The 15850-nt window shown below is 61.1% G+C and carries 17 protein-coding genes, 1 other RNA gene and 1 pseudogene; 8 read left to right on the top strand and 11 right to left on the bottom strand.

Translation table 11 applies throughout. From position 1 onward, the window contains the following. Nucleotides 1-40: 40 nt before the first annotated feature. Nucleotides 41-412 (top strand): hypothetical protein, encoded by a 372-nt coding sequence (locus INF37_RS04520; protein WP_193536691.1) that lies wholly within the window; start codon nucleotides 41-43, stop codon nucleotides 410-412. A gap of 171 nt (nucleotides 413-583) precedes the next feature. Here the strand turns inward: INF37_RS04520 and INF37_RS04515 are convergent, their stop codons facing one another. Both INF37_RS04515 and INF37_RS04510 read right to left on the bottom strand, forming a co-directional pair. Continuing rightward, on the bottom strand, nucleotides 584-784 hold the full coding sequence (locus INF37_RS04515) for a hypothetical protein (RefSeq protein ID WP_193536689.1): 201 nt from the start codon (nucleotides 782-784) through the stop codon (nucleotides 584-586). A gap of 43 nt (nucleotides 785-827) precedes the next feature. Next, nucleotides 828-977, bottom strand: a complete 150-nt coding sequence (locus INF37_RS04510; RefSeq protein WP_193536687.1) for a hypothetical protein — start codon at nucleotides 975-977, stop codon at nucleotides 828-830. 147 nt (nucleotides 978-1124) lie between these two features. Between INF37_RS04510 and INF37_RS04505 the strand changes: the two genes are divergently transcribed. The 5 genes from INF37_RS04505 (at nucleotide 1125) to INF37_RS04485 (ending at nucleotide 5367) form a co-directional block, all read left to right on the top strand. Then, a complete protein-coding gene (locus tag INF37_RS04505; protein WP_193536685.1) occupies nucleotides 1125-1514 on the top strand; it encodes a helix-turn-helix transcriptional regulator in 390 nt (129 codons plus the stop codon). Nucleotides 1515-1750: 236 nt separating this feature from the next. Further along, nucleotides 1751-2404, top strand: a complete 654-nt coding sequence (locus INF37_RS15660; protein WP_328821027.1) for a DUF4236 domain-containing protein — start codon at nucleotides 1751-1753, stop codon at nucleotides 2402-2404. Between the two features lie 138 nt (nucleotides 2405-2542). Beyond that, on the top strand, nucleotides 2543-3223 hold the full coding sequence (locus tag INF37_RS04495; RefSeq protein ID WP_193536683.1) for an Ltp family lipoprotein: 681 nt from the start codon (nucleotides 2543-2545) through the stop codon (nucleotides 3221-3223). A 105-nt stretch (nucleotides 3224-3328) separates the two neighbouring features. After that, nucleotides 3329-3907, top strand: a complete 579-nt coding sequence (locus INF37_RS04490) for a Uma2 family endonuclease (protein WP_193536681.1) — start codon at nucleotides 3329-3331, stop codon at nucleotides 3905-3907. Next, nucleotides 3904-5367 (top strand): recombinase family protein, encoded by a 1464-nt coding sequence (locus INF37_RS04485; RefSeq protein ID WP_193536679.1) that lies wholly within the window; start codon nucleotides 3904-3906, stop codon nucleotides 5365-5367. The genes INF37_RS04490 and INF37_RS04485 overlap by 4 nt, the downstream gene beginning before the upstream one ends. A 19-nt stretch (nucleotides 5368-5386) precedes the next feature. On the opposite strand, the pseudogene INF37_RS04480 reads toward INF37_RS04485, so the two are convergent. The 9 genes and pseudogenes from INF37_RS04480 to murD all read right to left on the bottom strand — a co-directional run. Further along, a pseudogene (locus INF37_RS04480) lies at nucleotides 5387-5482 on the bottom strand (manganese catalase family protein); the annotation flags it as partial. After that, the gene (locus INF37_RS04475) at nucleotides 5482-5982 is read right to left on the bottom strand and encodes a spore coat protein CotJB (protein WP_235964209.1); all 501 of its coding nucleotides are present in this window, start codon (nucleotides 5980-5982) and stop codon (nucleotides 5482-5484) included. The gene INF37_RS04475 and the pseudogene INF37_RS04480, both read right to left, overlap by 1 nt. 248 nt (nucleotides 5983-6230) lie before the next feature. Further along, entirely contained in the window at nucleotides 6231-8213 is a 1983-nt protein-coding gene (gene ligA, locus INF37_RS04470; RefSeq protein ID WP_193536677.1) for an NAD-dependent DNA ligase LigA, read from the bottom strand. A 62-nt stretch (nucleotides 8214-8275) separates the two neighbouring features. After that, nucleotides 8276-8956 (bottom strand): sporulation protein YunB, encoded by a 681-nt coding sequence (gene yunB, locus INF37_RS04465; protein WP_193536675.1) that lies wholly within the window; start codon nucleotides 8954-8956, stop codon nucleotides 8276-8278. 64 nt (nucleotides 8957-9020) lie between these two features. Continuing rightward, nucleotides 9021-10271 carry a methionine gamma-lyase family protein gene (locus INF37_RS04460; RefSeq protein WP_101693083.1) on the bottom strand — a complete coding sequence of 417 codons (1251 nt, stop codon included), beginning with the start codon at nucleotides 10269-10271 and terminating at the stop codon, nucleotides 9021-9023. A 43-nt stretch (nucleotides 10272-10314) separates the two neighbouring features. Then, nucleotides 10315-11313 (bottom strand): M42 family metallopeptidase, encoded by a 999-nt coding sequence (locus tag INF37_RS04455; RefSeq protein ID WP_193536672.1) that lies wholly within the window; start codon nucleotides 11311-11313, stop codon nucleotides 10315-10317. 16 nt (nucleotides 11314-11329) lie between these two features. After that, on the bottom strand, nucleotides 11330-12355 hold the full coding sequence (locus tag INF37_RS04450; protein WP_193536670.1) for a M42 family metallopeptidase: 1026 nt from the start codon (nucleotides 12353-12355) through the stop codon (nucleotides 11330-11332). Beyond that, nucleotides 12349-13383 (bottom strand): zinc-binding metallopeptidase family protein, encoded by a 1035-nt coding sequence (locus INF37_RS04445; protein WP_193536847.1) that lies wholly within the window; start codon nucleotides 13381-13383, stop codon nucleotides 12349-12351. Before INF37_RS04445 ends, INF37_RS04450 begins: the two co-directional genes overlap by 7 nt. 48 nt (nucleotides 13384-13431) lie before the next feature. Then, complete coding sequence (gene murD / locus INF37_RS04440; RefSeq protein WP_193536668.1) at nucleotides 13432-14820, bottom strand: UDP-N-acetylmuramoyl-L-alanine--D-glutamate ligase; 1389 nt, start codon at nucleotides 14818-14820, stop codon at nucleotides 13432-13434. A gap of 258 nt (nucleotides 14821-15078) precedes the next feature. Here murD and INF37_RS04435 point away from each other — a divergent pair, with 258 nt between their 5' ends. Both INF37_RS04435 and rnpB read left to right on the top strand, forming a co-directional pair. Next, nucleotides 15079-15306 (top strand): hypothetical protein, encoded by a 228-nt coding sequence (locus INF37_RS04435; protein ID WP_193536666.1) that lies wholly within the window; start codon nucleotides 15079-15081, stop codon nucleotides 15304-15306. Nucleotides 15307-15339: 33 nt separating this feature from the next. After that, nucleotides 15340-15798: RNase P RNA component class A (gene rnpB / locus INF37_RS04430), an RNA gene on the top strand. Nucleotides 15799-15850: the final 52 nt, after the last annotated feature.

Raw genomic sequence — 15850 nt, 5'->3', positions numbered from 1 at the left:
GTCTTGGTTTGATAGAATCGCTTCAAAAGGAGGCTCTGCGATGAATATACCGGAATTTGATATGTTGGTTTTAGCTGATATCGCCGATTGCAAAGATGGATGGTCTCGGGAAGAACTGGTGTCGAAACACGGCTTTGAGATTTTGAAAACCGTGGACTTTCTGCTGGAAAACCAGCTCATAAAGGAGCACAAATCCAACCTTGCCCCGTTCTTTCCTCCTGGGTCAGACTACACCGACCCACCGGTTGATAACCTTGTGGCTACCGATTTGGGCCGGATAGAGGTCAAGCGATGGAAAACCGTGCGCATCCTCTCCAAACGCGAACGCTGGAAAGAGCGGATTTCCGGCTTTGTTTCCGGCGTCCTGGTGACGGTTGTCGGTGGCCTTATACTATCGTGGCTTTCACGATGACAAGACCGACCAGACAGCCAACCGCAAACCAGAACAGTCCGCGCCAGCCATACGGAGGGTCACGCTCCACCGTTGTCATCCCCTTTCGGAACTCCGCTCTGAGTTGCCACATAAAGAGTTCCATCCTAGAATCACAGACGCCGCTTCTCCCTGACCCTTTTCCCCGCCTGCTCACTGTGGGCGGGGGCTTTTTACGATCTCATAGGACAGCGGCGCTGCTCCCTCCTGCTTCCGGATGCGCGCCGCCCGCCGCAGCATGGCCATGATGCTGACCAGCTCCTCCGGCGTGACCCTTCCGCTCACTTCCACCTTGATGTGGTCCAGGTGTATCCTGCGGGTCCTGAGCTCCCGGATATGGACAGTCTCTTCCATCTTGGTTTCCTCCTCTCCTACTCCGCCCTTCTGGGCGGGGTTTTTAGCTGGCTTTCGGTTCGTCCTCCTTCTGCACCTTGGTGGACATGTCCAATCCCTGGGCCGCCCCCAAAAGCTGATGTTTTTGAGGCTCCGGCAGACGCTCAAATATATCTAGAATATCCGCCGCCAGCTTCTTTTCCTTTTCCGTCATAACATTTCCACCTCCTGTTTGTTTTTATGAGACTATTATATGTCACATAAAAACAAATGTCAATATTCATTTTGTTACTATGTGACGTTTTTCATTGACACGTAAAATAATAAATGATAGTATAAATGGCAGAGGGGAGGTGACAGAATGGATAACCGTATAAAAGAATTGCGTAAGGAGCTCGGCCTTACGCAACAAGAATTTTCAGATAGAATTGGTGTGAAAAGAAACACAATTGCACAATATGAAAGCGGCAGAAATGCTCCAATTGATGCAGTTGTCTGCCTTATATGCCGAGAGTTCAATGTGAATGAGGAATGGCTTCGTACCGGAAACGGTGAGATGTTTATGCCGAAAAGCCGAAATGAAGCTCTTTTTGAATTTGTAACAAAAATAGCGGAAGGTCCACCGGATGACATCCGGTCAAAGCTCCTGTCCGTCATGTCCCGGCTCACAGAGGAGCAGTGGGAGCTTCTGGACGATATGGCCCATAAATTGGCGGATGAAGTGCAAAAAGAAAAGGCGGACTCGGAATGAACCGGCCCGCCTGGGTGGACGTTATTTGATAACAGATTGAACGATTCGATAAATCAATTCCAATCTGCGTCGGTTGGTCTGCGCCAACAATCGGTTGATGCGGTCTATGATCTCTTTTCGCGTCATATAACGCCCTCCCTCTTCTTCCGCAATGCGAAATGATACTTGTTCCATTTTAGAACATATGTTCGCACATGTCAACACATCTGACTAAAAAATGAGAGGAGAGAGGAATCGTGGGTTTTCGGTTCCGAAAAAGTTTTAAAATTGCTCCAGGTGTCAAATTTAATCTCGGCAGCAAGAGTGCCGGCGTCAGTATAGGCGGCAAATTCGGCGGCGTCTCTTTTAACAGCCGTACCGGCGCCAGGGCCAGGGTCTCCGCACCCGGCACCGGTATTTCATACAGCAAAAAAATCGGTGGCTCGAAGTCTTCCCAGACCAGGTCCAGTTCTTCCAGGTCTGCATCTGGCTCTTCTCCGAACAAGAAGCATTCGTGGATAAAGCCTGCTCTGGTGGTTCTGGTCCTTCTTGCCCTCCTCGGGATGTGCAACGGGGACTCCGATTCTCCGGCTCCTGTCTCTACCCCGTCCGCGCTTCCGACCGAATCTATTGTCCCAACCACCTCTCCCGCACCTATCAGCTCCCCCGCTCCCACATCTACACCGGAACCCACGCCGACTCCTACACCTGTACCCACTCCGGAACCCACGCCAGAGCCTACGCCCGAACCAGTCGCAGAGCCTCAGGAGGCAATGGTTTGGATTGCCGGCTCCGGCAATGGTACTAAATATCACAGCAAGTCCTCTTGTAGCAACATGAATAATCCGATCCAGATCACACTCAGTGACGCACAGTCCCGCGGTTATACGGCATGTAAGCGCTGCCACTGACCCTTGTGAGTTTCTGTTCTCTTTTCTGAATGACACCACCAGTAAAATGGATGTCTATATTTCGGAGTTTTTATTGCTCTCTGATACAGGATCGGATTCTCGGCTCATAAAAATTGCTGTGAAGGGTGATACTTTTCCATGACCTGTAAACGATGCGGCACAGAGTTTGATAGTAACTTTTGCCCCAATTGCGGAGCTTCCAAGCGCTCTGTTGATCTCAAAAAGCTGGCTCTCTGTTTTCTCTTTTCGGCCCTCTTTGTCCTGATATTTGTCCTTTTCTTAGAGCTGTTCTCTTCCCAAAAACCTCAGATATCGGTTCCTTCAATTCCGCCCACCACCGCTTCCTACGGTAATCAGCCCGTCACCCCTCAACCGATCGATGATTCCATAACACTTGGGCAGAAAAATGCGCTTTCATCCGCGAAAAATTATCTGTCTTTTACTTACTTCTCGGCTTCTGGATTGATCGATCAGTTGAAATTTGAAGGGTATACAGATACAGAGGCTTCTTATGCCGTCGCAAATTGCGGGGCAGATTGGAACGAGCAGGCGTTAGGGTCCGCACTCAACTATCTTTCGACGATTCCGTTCTCTTATAGTGGCCTGTTTAACCAGCTCACTTATGAGGGCTTTACTCCTGCGGAAGCGCAATATGGTATTGATAACTGTGGTGCAGACTGGAATGAGCAGGCTGCCAAAAAGGCACAAGACTATCTTGACAGCTCTTCTTTTTCCAGAGAGCGCCTGATTGATCAGCTTCTGTATGAAGGCTTCACTTCGGAACAAGCGGAATACGGAGTTTCTTCCGTTGGATATTAAAAAATCTTATTCGCACCATGGTATATAGGTAAGAGGGCAGGTCTATTCGCGGAAAGAATATATCTGCCCTTTTCTCATATCGTATATGAAAGAGGAGGTCTTACTATGCCGCTCCCCAAAGAATCTCATTATACCCTGGCCGATGTGCTGAGCTGGGAGGAGCCGGACCGTGTCGAGCTCATCGATGGCGCGCCGGTGATGATGGCGCCGCCCAGTCGGGCCCACCAGGAGATCCTGACCGAGCTCACCCGGCAGCTGGCCAACTACCTGGAAGGCAAGCAGTGCCGGGTCTATCCGGCCCCCTTTGCCGTGCGCCTCTTTGAGCGCCCCGGTGACCGGCCGGAGGATGTCCGCACCCTGGTCGAGCCCGACATCTCCGTGGTCTGCGACCGCGACAAGCTGGATGAGGTGGGCTGCAAGGGCGCGCCCGATCTGATCATAGAGATCCTCTCCCCCTCCAGCCTGCGGCACGACCGCCTGACCAAGTACAACCTGTACCAGCGCGCCGGCGTGCGGGAATACTGGATCGTGGACCCCTCCGCCCGGAGCATCCAGTCCTTCGTGCTGGAAAGCGGCCACTACACCGCCAAGGATCTGGGAACCCCCGGGGATGTGCTGAAGGTCCACGTGCTGGACGGCTGCTTTATCGACTTGTCCAAGGTCTTTCCGGAGGCGGGGGTATGAGCGGCCGGAACTATCAGATCGCCGCGGCCTATATCCGGGTCTCCACGGAGGACCAGGCCGAATACTCCCCGGACGCCCAGCTGGTCGAGATCCGGAAGTATGCCGCGGCCCACGGCTATATCATCCCCAACGAATTTGTCTTTCTGGACGAGGGCATCAGCGGCAAGCACACAGGCAAGCGCCAGGCCTTTCAGCAGATGATCGGCCTGGCCAAGACCAAACCCAAGCCCTTTGACGCGGTGCTCCTCTGGAAGTTCTCCCGCTTCGCCCGCAACCGGGAGGACAGCATCGTCTACAAGTCCATGCTCCGGCGGCAGCTGGGCATCGAGGTCATCTCCATCAGCGAACCCCTCACCGATGACAAGACCAGCATCCTCATGGAGGCCATCATCGAGGCCATGGATGAGTATTATTCCATCAATCTGGCCGAGGAGGTCAAGCGCGGCATGACGGAGAAGGCCCGCCGGGGCGGGCTCCAGAGCACGCCCCCCTTCGGTTACCGGGTGGAGCACAATGTCCTGGTCCCGGTCCCCGAGGAGGCCGCGCTGGTGCAGTCGATCTTCCAGCGCTTCCGGGATGGAGAGGGCCTGTTCCCCCTGGCCAAGTGGCTCAATTCCCTGGGGGCCAAAACCCACCGGGGCGGCCGTTTCGAGAACCGCACGGTGGAGTACATCCTCCGCAACCCGGCCTACATCGGAAAGCTGCGGTGGAATCCCGCCGGACGGACCCGCCGGGATTTTACCAACGAGAACATCATCCTCTCGGATGCCCAGCACGAGCCGCTCATCTCACAGGAGCTGTGGGACGCCGTGCAGGCCCGGATGGCCCAGGTCAAAGCGCAGCACAAATACCACGGCCGGCCCCTGTCCGAGAACCGGGACTGGGTGACCGGGCTGGTCCGATGCGCCTCCTGCGGCACCACGCTCATTTTCTCCAAGCCCCATTACTGGAAGTGCAACAACTATGTCCGGGGCGGCTGCAAGACCTCTCAGCACATCTCGGATGAAAAGCTGAAGGGCATGATCCTCTCCCGGATGCGGTACGACGCGGAAGGGGCCGCTCCCCTGTCCTATTCCATTGTCCGGTCCCGGCCGGAGCAGATCGACGAGGCCGCCATGCTCCAGGAACAGCAGAAGCAGCTCACGGCCAAGCTGGCCCGCCTGCGGGAGGCCTACCTTGCCGGCGTGGAGGATCTGTCCAGCTACGGCGCTGCCAAGGCCGCGCTGGAGGAACAGGCCGCCCATATTTCCAAGCGTTTGGAAGAATTGGACCGGCCGGAAGACCCCCAAAAAGCGGAGGCCATTCTGCGGAAGAACATCCAGCAGTGCATCGCGGTCCTGACCGATCCCAAGTCCACACTGGACGCCAAGAAGAAGGCGGTCCATGACGCGGTGGAGAAATGCGTGTTCGATAAGGCGTCCAACTGCATCCAGATCTACTATCGTATTTTTTTAGCTTGAATAATAGTCTATTGTTGTATGGTCCACCGTACTGACTGATAATAAAGGAGGCCAGCTGCGGGTTGGGGTTTTCGATCTTGATGGGGTATTGCAGCTTTTTCTCATAGACGAACATCAGCGTTTCCCTCCTTCCGCAAGGTTCCAGGGCCAGGGATCTTTCAGCCACTGGGTCCAGTTCTCGCTGGAGGCCGTGGCGGTCTGGCGAAGGGGTCCGTGGAGGGCCTCATACTGTCTGCGGCCCTCCTCCTCCATGGCGGCATACTGCTGATAGAGGGCAAAGGCCTCCTGGTCGCTCTGGTGGGTGTCCAGGTACTGCCCCAGCTCCACCAGGACGAATTCCAGGGCCTGGAGCTCAGCCAGGGGGCCGTTCACCACGTCGGCTGCCTCCGGCTTCAGGTGGAAGGGAAGATTCAGCCCCGGGAAGAGGGTTCCGTTGTTGAGGGCCTCCTGCCGGTTGTAGCGCTTGGAGTAGGTCTGCTGGAAGGCCACATAGGGGACCGCAAGCGGCGCACATTCGGGAAGCGGGCCGCAGCCGTCGGAGCAGCGGTCATTCTCCGCTCCGGGTGCCTGCTCCATGCGGCTGCCCGGGGCGCGGGAGTTGGTATCTGGATACAAGTGTGATTCCTCCTCAGATGGATTGGAGACAGGTGCGGGGGGACTTCTGCGTCTCCGGACCATCCTATGCGCCCCTCCCCCGGTCAGGAACGCCTTGCGGGGAGGGGCTCCCCGCTCCACAGCGGGTCCCTTTGCGAAAATGGACGGGTTCCCGCTCTCTTTTCGGTTCCGGACGGAGCAAAGGGACAAAAATAAAAATTCTGGCGGCCTCTGCTATGGTGATGCAGAGGCCGCCGGATTTCTTGTGATCAGGATTCCAACAGTCCGATCAGATCTTCTTCGGTCAGCACGGGGATGCCCAGCTCATTGGCCTTGCGCAGCTTGGAGCCGGCCGCCTCCCCCGCCACCACATAGGTGGTCTTTTTGGAGACCGAGCCGGAGACCTTTCCGCCCAGGGCCTCGATGCGCGCCTTGGCCTCGTCCCGGGTGAAGTGCTCCAGTGTGCCGGTGAGGACAAAGGTCTTGCCCGCGAGCTGATCGCCGGCGGGGGCCTCCCGGCTCTCCAGATTGACGCCCGCCGCGCGGAGAGACTCGATCAGATGGCGGCTCTGGGGACTCTCGAACCAGGAGACGATGTTCCGGGCGGTGATCTCCCCGATGTCGGGGATGGCAGTCAGCTCCTCGATGGTGGCCGCCATCAGCGCGTCCAGGGTGCGGAAGTGGGCCGAGAGCACTTTGCCCGCCTTCTGCCCCACCTGCCGGATGCCGAAGGCGAAGAGGAGCCGGGAGAGGTCCCGCTCCTTGGAGGCCTCCAGGGCGGAAATCAGGTTTTCCGCGCTCTTCTGTCCCATCCGCTCCAGAGCGGCCACCTGCGCCACCTCCAGACGGTAGAGGTCGGCCGGGGACTTGACCAGCTCGGCCTTCACCAGCGCCTCCACCACCGCGGGGCCCAGACCCTCGATGTCCATGGCGTCCCGGCTTGCAAAGTGCACCAGATGCCGCAGCAGCTGGGCCGGGCACTCCGCGCCGGTGCAGCGGATGTGGGCGCCGTCCTCATCCCGGACCACAGGGGCCCCGCAGACCGGACAGACCGAGGGCAGATGATAAGCCTGCGTCCCCTCCGGGCGCAGCTCGGGCAGGACCCGGACGATCTCGGGGATGATCTCCCCCGCCTTCTGGACCAGGACCGTGTCCCCGATGCGGATGTCCTTCTCGGAGATAAAGTCCTGATTGTGCAGCGTGGCGTTGGTGACCGTGGTCCCGGCCAGGCGCACCGGCTCGATGACCGCCTTGGGGGTGAGCACCCCCGTCCGGCCCACCTGGACCACGATGTCCACGATCCGGGAGGGCTTCTGCTCCGGCGGGTACTTGTAGGCTGCCGCCCAGCGGGGGAACTTGGCGGTACTGCCCAGGATGGTGCGGTCGGCGAGATCGTTGAGCTTGATGACCGCGCCGTCGATCTCAAAGGGGTAGTCCTCCCGCTCCTCCCCCATGCGGTCGATCTCCTGCCGGATCTCGTCGATGCCGGTACACAGGCGATAGGGGATGACCTTGAAGTGCTGCTCCCTCAGGTAGTCCAGGGTCTCGGTGTGGGTGGAGAAGGTCTTCCCCTCCGCCCGCTGGATGTTGAAGACCTGGATGTCCAGACGGCGCTCGGCCACGATCCGGGGATCGTGCTGCCGGAGAGAGCCGGCCGCGGCGTTGCGGGGATTGGCGAAGAGGGGCTTCCCCTGGATCTCCAGCGCGGCATTGAGCTGCTCAAAGACCTGCTTGGGCATATACACCTCCCCGCGCACGATGAGACTGGGGAGCTTTTCGGGCAGCACCATGGGGATGGAGCGGATGGTGCGCAGGTTCTCGGTGACGTCCTCCCCCACCTGGCCGTCGCCCCGGGTGGCCCCCCGGACAAAGACGCCGTCCCGGTACTCCAGGGCCACCGAGAGGCCGTCCACCTTGGGCTCCACATCGTAGACCACCTGGTCCGCGCCCAGGCCCTCCTGCACCCGCACGGTGAAGTCGGCTACCTCCTCCCCGTCGAAGACGTCCTGGAGGCTCTCCAGCGGAACCGGATGGACCACGGGCGAAAAGCCGTCGGCCACGGTCCCGCCTACCCGCTGGGTGGGCGAGCTGGGGTCGGCGTACTCCGGGTGGGCCGCCTCCAGCTCCTCCAGACGGCGGAGCTTGTGGTCAAAGTCGTAGTCGCTCATACTGGGGCAGTCCAGTACATAGTATTCATAGTTGGCCTGTTCCAATTCCTGGCGCAGCTGCTGTATTTCCTGTTTTGCGTCCATAAGGGACCTCCCGTTGGAATGTTTCAGATGGTTGTTGTACTGGGTGTGCCCGTGTACCCCCCTCAGGGGTTCTCCGTCCCGCCGGAGATGTGCACATAGGTCTGGGGGACCTGCCCCACCAGAATGGTCTCGGCCACACAGACCGGGACCTTGGTCTGGATGTCCAGGCTGTGCCCCGGCAGGACGAGGGTGGCGCTGGCCGTCACATCGAACCAGATCCGGTGGAGGGTCTGGTTGATCCCGGCCTCGGAGAACTCGTTGCGCAGCTCCGCCCCGGCCACCGAGACCGACAGGAGCTGCACCTGGATGGAGGGGCCGTACCCGCCCAGCACGGAAACGCCGGTCAGATTGCCCAGGGGAAGGGACACCGTCATGGGCTCCATGGCGCGCAGACGGCGGCTGACCTCCTCCACCAGCTGGGCGCGGAGCTGATTGAGGGCAAAGGGGTCCGACGTGAGCGTCTGGACCGTGCCGTCCTCCCCCACCTGAAGGGAGACCAGGTTCTCATAGGAGAGAGGGTACTCCTCCAGATGGTAGGCCACCGCGGCGTTCACCTCCTCCGAGAGAAGGGCCTGGACCTGGGCGGAGGCCAGGGCGAGCACCGATTGGGAGAGCAGCGCGTCCAGCGGAAGAATCAGCAGAAGGGCCAGCCCCACCCCGATCAGGGCGGGCAGGCCCTTCCCTCCCCTGCGGGGAACGGAGCGGCCGGGCCGGGCGGGCCGGCGCAGCCAGATATGTCGCATCCATCGCCGCATGGTATAGACTCACCTCACTTGAGGGAGTATATGCCGCCGCCGGCTTGGCCGATTACTCGCTCCGCAGCAGCTCCTCCACCGCCAGCATGACGCCCAGCTTGCCCGACTCGTAGGTCAGGCCGCCCTGGAGATAGGCGGTGTAGGGGGCGCGCATGGGCGCGTCGCAGGAGAGCTCAATGGAGGCGCCCTGGATGAAGGCGCCCGCCGCCATGATGACGGGGCAGTCATAGCCCGGCATGTCCCATGGCTCCGGAGTCACGTAGGAGTCCACCGGCGCGCCGAACTGGATGCCCTTGCAGAACTGCTTGAGGGGCTCGGGGGTGCCGAAGTGGATCATCTGGATGATGTCATGGCGCACCATGTCGGAGGTGGGCTCGGTGGCGTAGCCCAGAAGCTCCATCATTTTGGCGGCGAAGACCGCCGTCTTGACCGCCTGGGCCACCGTGTGGGGGGCCAGGAAGAGGCCCTGGTAGAGGGCGCGGTTTTGTCCCAGGGTGGAGCCGCACTCCCGGCCGATGCCGGGGACGGTGAGGCGCATGGAGGCCGCCTCGATCAGATCCTTCCGCCCGGCCAGGTATCCGCCCGTGGGGGCAAGACCCCCGCCGGGGTTCTTGATGAGGGAGCCGACCACCAGATCGGCGCCCACCTGGGTGGGCTCCTGCTCCTCCACGAACTCCCCGTAGCAGTTGTCCACCAGGATGGCCGCGTTGGGATTGTGCTCCCGCACCACGGCGCACAGGGCGCCGATCTCCTCCACCGAGAGGGAGGAGCGGGTGGAGTAGCCCTTGGAGCGCTGGATGAGCACCGCTTTGACCCGGGGGTCCTGCACGGCCCGGGCCAGGCCCTCGGGATCGGGGGCGTCGTTCACCAGTTCCACCTGCCGGTACTCGATCCCGTAGTCCTTCAAAGAGCCGGGGCCCTTGTCCACTACGCCGATCACGCCCAGAAGGGTGTCATAGGGGGCGCCCACGGCGGAGACCAGAATATCCCCCGGCTTGAGCGCCCCGAACAGGGCGCAGGAGATGGCGTGGGTGCCGTTCACAAACCCGATGCGCACCAGGGCGTCCTCGGTGCCGAAGATATCGGCATAGATCTCCTCCAGCTTGTCCCGGCCCAGGTCGTCGTAGCCGTAGCCGGTGGTGCCGGCAAAATAGCTCTCGGCCACATGGTGCTTCTGGAAGGCGGCCAGGACCTTCTGGGTGTTGACCTCCGCAATGGCGTCGATCCGGTCAAATTGTTCTCTCAATTCCGACTGAGCCCGGGCCGCCAGGCTCCGGACCCGCTCGCTGATCTGTAAAGACATCTCTCTCTTCCTATCCTATCTGAAATCTGAATCTATGATGGGCTCAGCCCTCCAGGGCCGCCCCGGCGAAGGCCGCGGACAGCTTGGCGCAGGCCTCCACATCCCGCAGGTCCACCATCTCCTGGGGGGTGTGGATGTAGCGGCAGGGGATGGAGATCCCGCCGGTATACACGCCCGCCCGGCTCTGGTGGATGGCCCCGGCGTCGGTGCCGCCGGCCTTGATGATATCGCCCTGGACCGGAATGCCTTGCTCCTTGGCCAGTGCGTTGAGCTTCCGGACCATGCTGGGATGGCAGAGGACCGAGCGGTCCATGACCTTGACGGCCGCGCCCGCGCCCAGCTTGCTGGTGGCGGTGTGCTTGCTCCCCAGCTCGTCGTCGGCGGAGGTCACGTCCACCGCGATGGCATAGGCGGGATCAATGGCGAAGGCCGCCGTCTTGGCGCCCCGGAGTCCCACCTCCTCCTGCACGGTAAAGACGAAATAGAGGTCGTTTTCGCTCTTCTGGAGCTGCTCCAGCGCCAGGAGCAGGACGGCGCAGGAGATGTGGTTGTCCATATAGGGGGCCACCATGCGCTTGCCCGCCACAAAGGAGGCGGTGTCATACACAAAGGTGTCTCCCAGCGTCACCTGGCTGCGGGCCTCGGCCTCGTCACAGGCGCCGATGTCCACATAGAGGTCGTCCAGCTTGAGCTCCTTGGGGTCGGCGCTCTCGGGCACGCAGAGCACACCATGGGTCCCGTTCTGGAACCGGACCGGCGTGGCGGCCAGATCGGGGGCGTGGAGCCCGCCGATGGCGCCGAAGCGCACAAAGCCCTTCTCGTCCACGTGGGTGACGATCCCGCCGATGGAGTCCATGTGGGCGGCGAACATCACCTTGGGACCGATTCCCTTCCGGTGCACGATCACATTGCCCAGCGTATCCACCGAGATGTCGTCGGCATAGGGGGCGGCGAGGGTCTGAATGGCCTGGGCGATCTCCCGCTCGTTTCCCGAGGGGGCGTGGCAGGCGTTGAGTGTTTCTATGATCTTTACGATGTCCATCTTGGTACCTCCCTGTTTATGCGCGCGCGGCGATCGCGCCGATGAAGAGCCGGGTCAGATGCAGGATGGCGTCCAGATCCCGCTTGGCCGCCACGCTGGCCGGCGCGTGGAGATACCGTACCGCCAGGGATACGGTGGCCGTGCGCACCCCTTCCCGGGCGCGCTGGAAGGCGGCGGCGTCGTTCCCGCCGGAAATCCAGTGTTTGGTCTGCCAGGGGATCTGATGCTCCTCCGCCAGGGAGCGCAGCAGCTCGAAGAGCCCCCGGTCGGCGATGGAGCCCTTGTCCATGAAGGGGATCACCGCGCCCGCGCCGGGGACACAGACCTTCTGGTGCCCCTCCATGCCGGGCAGATCGGCCGCGGTGGTGGTCTCCAGCACCAGGGCGATCTCGGGCTTGACCGAGAAGGCCGCGCCGAAGGCGCCCCGGGTCCCCACCTCCTCCTGGGCGGTGAAGACAAAGGTGCAGTCCATGGGGAGCTCCTCCTCCAGGAGCTTCAGGAGCACCGCGCAGCCAGCCCGGTCGTCCAGGGCCTTGGCCTTGACCATACCCTCTCCGAACTCCACCCAGTCGCTCTCAAAGACGGCGCAGTCCCCCAGGGAGACCAGCGCCTGGGCCTCCGCCTTGGAGCGGGCGCCGATGTCGATATAGTAGTCGTCCAGCTTGGGGACCACCTTTTCCTCCTCGGCGCTGACCAAGTGGTAGGCCTTCAGGCCGATGACTCCGGGGAGGCCCTTCTCCCCCACCTTGACGGGCTTTCCGATGAGGACGCGGCGGTCGATGCCCCCCACCGCGGAGAATTTCAGATACCCCTCGTCGGTGATGTGGCGCACGATGAGGCCCACCTCGTCCATGTGGGCGCACAGGACCAGCTTGTCGCCGGTGGCCTTCCTGCCGCGCTTTTTCACGATCAGGTTCCCCAGGGCGTCCACCCGGATCTCGTCCGCGTAGGGCTGGGCATGAGCCCGGATACAGGCGCGGACCTCGTCCTCGAAGCTGGAGACGCCGGAACAGGCGCACAGCTCTTGCAGCAGCTTCAGCATAGGGTCTCCGCCTCCTCTCCCAGTCCCTCGGCAAAGGCGGCCAGGAGCTGGGCCACCTGCTCGGCGTCCGGCTCATCCATGACCTCGATGGGACTGTGCATATATTTGAGGGGCAGGCTGACCACCAGTGTGGCGATCCCCTCCCGGCAGATCTGCATGAACCAGCCGTTGGTCCCTGTGTGCCCGGCCATGACCTCCAGCTGGTAGGGAATGCCCCGCTCGTCCGCCTTCTCCATGGCCCGGCGGGTCATCCAGCGGGTCATGTTGGGACCCACCCCGATGACCGGGCCGCCGCCCACTTCAAAGCTCTTTTCCCTGGGACCGTCCGGCGTGCGGCCGTGGGTCACGTCCACCGCCACGCAGAAGTCGGGGGCGATGGCGAAGGTGGCGCACTGGGCGCCCGAGCCGCTGATCTCCTCCCGGGTGGAGCCCATCACATAGAGGTCCACGTCCAGCTCCTTCCCCTGGAGCAGCTCAGCTGCCCGCAGCAGGGTCACGAAGCAGGCCCGGTCGTCCATGGACTTTCCGCAGATCTCCCGCTCGCCCAGGGGGAAGCAGCCTCCCCGGAAGGTCATGGGGGTGCCGATGGGCACCCGGCGCTCGGCCTCCTCCTGGCTCATGCCGATGTCCACGTAGAGCTCAGAGATGGGAATGGAGCGCTTGTCGTCCCCCTCCTTCTGCACGTGGGGGGGCAGGCAGGCCACCACCCCGAAGAGGGGCGGGTCGGTGAGCACGTTCAGCTCCCGGTTGGGGAGCATCCGGGGGTCCACCCCGCCGATGGTCTGAAAGCGGAGGAAGCCCTCCTCGATGCCGGTGACGATGAGCCCGATCTCGTCCAGATGGGCGTCCAGCAGCAGCTTTTTGGCGCCCGGCTTTCCGCAGCGGCGCACCCCGATCACATTGCCCATGCGGTCGGTCCAGACCTCGTCCATCAGGGGCTCCAGCAGCGCCCGGGCCACCTGGGCCGCGGGGGCCTCAAAGCCGGAGGGCGCGTTCTGGGCACACAGCTGCTCCAGTGCGTTTCGCATATTCAATCCATATCACTTCCTGTTGTGTTGGGTAAAACCGAATAGCGCTCAGTCCAGCGCGTGGATGATTCGTTTGAAGGCGTTGCCCCGCTCCATGAAGTTCTTGAACCGGTCGAAGGAGGCGCAGGCGGGCGACAGGATGACCACGTCGCCGGGAACCGTGTCCCGGTTGGCCTCCGCCACCGCTTCGTCGAAGTCCTCCACCTCCACGATGGCGGGCCGGCCCGGGGCGTAACCCGGAGCCCCCTCCACCGCGGCGCGGATCTTGCCGGCGGTGGGTCCGGTGAGGACCAGCTTCTTCACGTGGGAGACGATCTCCGGCCCCAGGGTGTCGAAGGGGATGTGCTTATCGTATCCTCCGGCGATCAGGATGACCGGCTGGTCGAAGCAGCGCAGCCCCGCCGCCGTCCGGGACGGGCTGGAGGCGATGGAGTCGTTGTAGTAGCGCACGCCCCGCAGGGTGCGCACCAGCTCGATGCGGTGCTCCACCCCCTGGAAGGCGGCGGCAAACTCCCGGATCACGTCATCGGGCACCAGGCCGTTCACGGCGGCGATGGCCGCCATGTAGTTCTCCACGTTGTGGATGCCGGGCAGCAGGATGCCCTCGATGGGGAGCACCTCCCGCTTGCCGTTGTCATCGGAGACCCAGATGGCCCCGTCCTTCACGTAGACGCCCCGCTCCAGCTCCTGCTTCCGGCTGAAGCACATCACCCGGCCGGGGGCCTTGGCGGCAAAGCTGCGGGTGATCTCATTGTCCTCGTTGAGGACCACCAGGCCCTCTTCCTCCTGATGGAGATAGATGTTCTCCTTGGCGGAGACATACTCCTCCATGGAGGTGTGTACATCCAGGTGGTTGGGGGCCAGGTTGGTGATGACCGCGATGTCCGGGCTGCGCTGCATGGTCATCAGCTGGAAGGAGGAGAGCTCCAGCACGGCCACATCCCCGTGCTCCATCCCGTCCGCGTCGGGCAGCAGGGGCTTGCCGATGTTGCCGCCCACATAGGTGGTATAGCCCGCGGCCTTCAAGAGCCCGGCGATGATGGTGGTGGTGGTGGTCTTTCCGTCACTGCCGGTGACGCCGATCATCTGGCAGGGACAGACCTCGAAGAAGGCCTCCATCTCCGAGGTGAGGACCGCGCCCCGCTCCCGGGCGGCCAGGAGCTGGGGAACATCCGGCCGCAGGCCCGGGGTACGGAAGATCACATCCTGATCCAACCCCTCCAGATAATCCTCCCCCAGGCGCAGCGTCACGCCTAGGCTCTCCAGGGCCTCGGCCTGACCGCCGAAGTCGGCCCGGTCCCGCTTGTCGCAGGCGGTCACCTGCACGCCGGCGCGCACCAGCATTTTAATCAGGGGCGTATTGGACACGCCGATGCCGATGACGGCCACCCGCTTCCCCCTGAGATCATCCAGGTATTGCTGTATCATGGAACTCATGGTCTCGTTCCCCTTTCCGGATCACTCCAGTTGTTTAACTGATATATTATATCTCCTCCGCCCAAAAATTTCAAACCATTCTTGCGGTTATCCGTCGGCTGTGAGTGCTGCCCGCAGGTTGCGGAAGATGGGCTTGCTGGTTTCTCTCGAAAAAACACTTGACATTGTTTATACAGAGTGATATAATATAAAATTAATATTGACATAAATGAAGTTGCATGCTACTCTTTACTCAACACAGGGTAAGGAGTATTTTTTATGGATTTTTCCAAGAATATGTTTTTTACAAGAAAAAAGATGCTGACCATTGCACTCAAATCGTACATTTTGCAGCAGGGCAATTCTCACCTGCAGAAATATTACAGAAGTGCAGAGGATATCGCCGGCTTTATCTGTGATTTGCAGCCGGCAGAACAGGATGATTACCACGACCTTGCGCACTATATCAAACAGTGGGAAGAGAATCGAGGTGTTCTTTTTGTTTGACAATTTTTCTTCCATAGGGTACAATACCCTTTGCAAGTAGGCTGGACAGCCGCGCAGACGGGACGAAAGGCCCGCCTGTGAGGAAAGTCCGGGCTCCGCAGGGCAAGGATAACGGGTAACACCCGCCGGGGGCGACCCTAGGAAAAGTGCAACAGAGATAAACCGCCTCGTCCCCTTTTCTGGGGCCCCAACAAAAACAGATGTTTTTGTTGGGAGAGGAGGCGCAGCGGACTGAGCGAGCTTTGTCCCTTGGGACGAAGCGAGGGATAGGAAGCTTGCGCCGACGAGGTAAGGGTGGAAAGGCGGAGATAAGAGCCCGCCCGATGGCTGGGAACAGTCCATCGCTGTAAACTCTATCCGGAGCAACGCCGTGGAGGGACATATGGTCGGCCCGACCGTCCCATGGAGGCGGCTGGAGCGTACCGGCAACGGTGCGTCGAGATAGATGGCTGTCTTAAATGACAGAACCCGGCTTACAGGCCTGCTTGTACCAGAAAGAACGTCTCGGCTGTATGGCCGGGGCGTTTTTTGCTGCCCTGAAGAG

The sequence above is a fragment of the Pseudoflavonifractor gallinarum genome (assembly GCF_014982855.1).
Lineage (GTDB): Bacteria > Bacillota > Clostridia > Oscillospirales > Oscillospiraceae > Pseudoflavonifractor_A > Pseudoflavonifractor_A gallinarum.
This window is presented reverse-complemented; position numbering and strand designations above follow the sequence as displayed.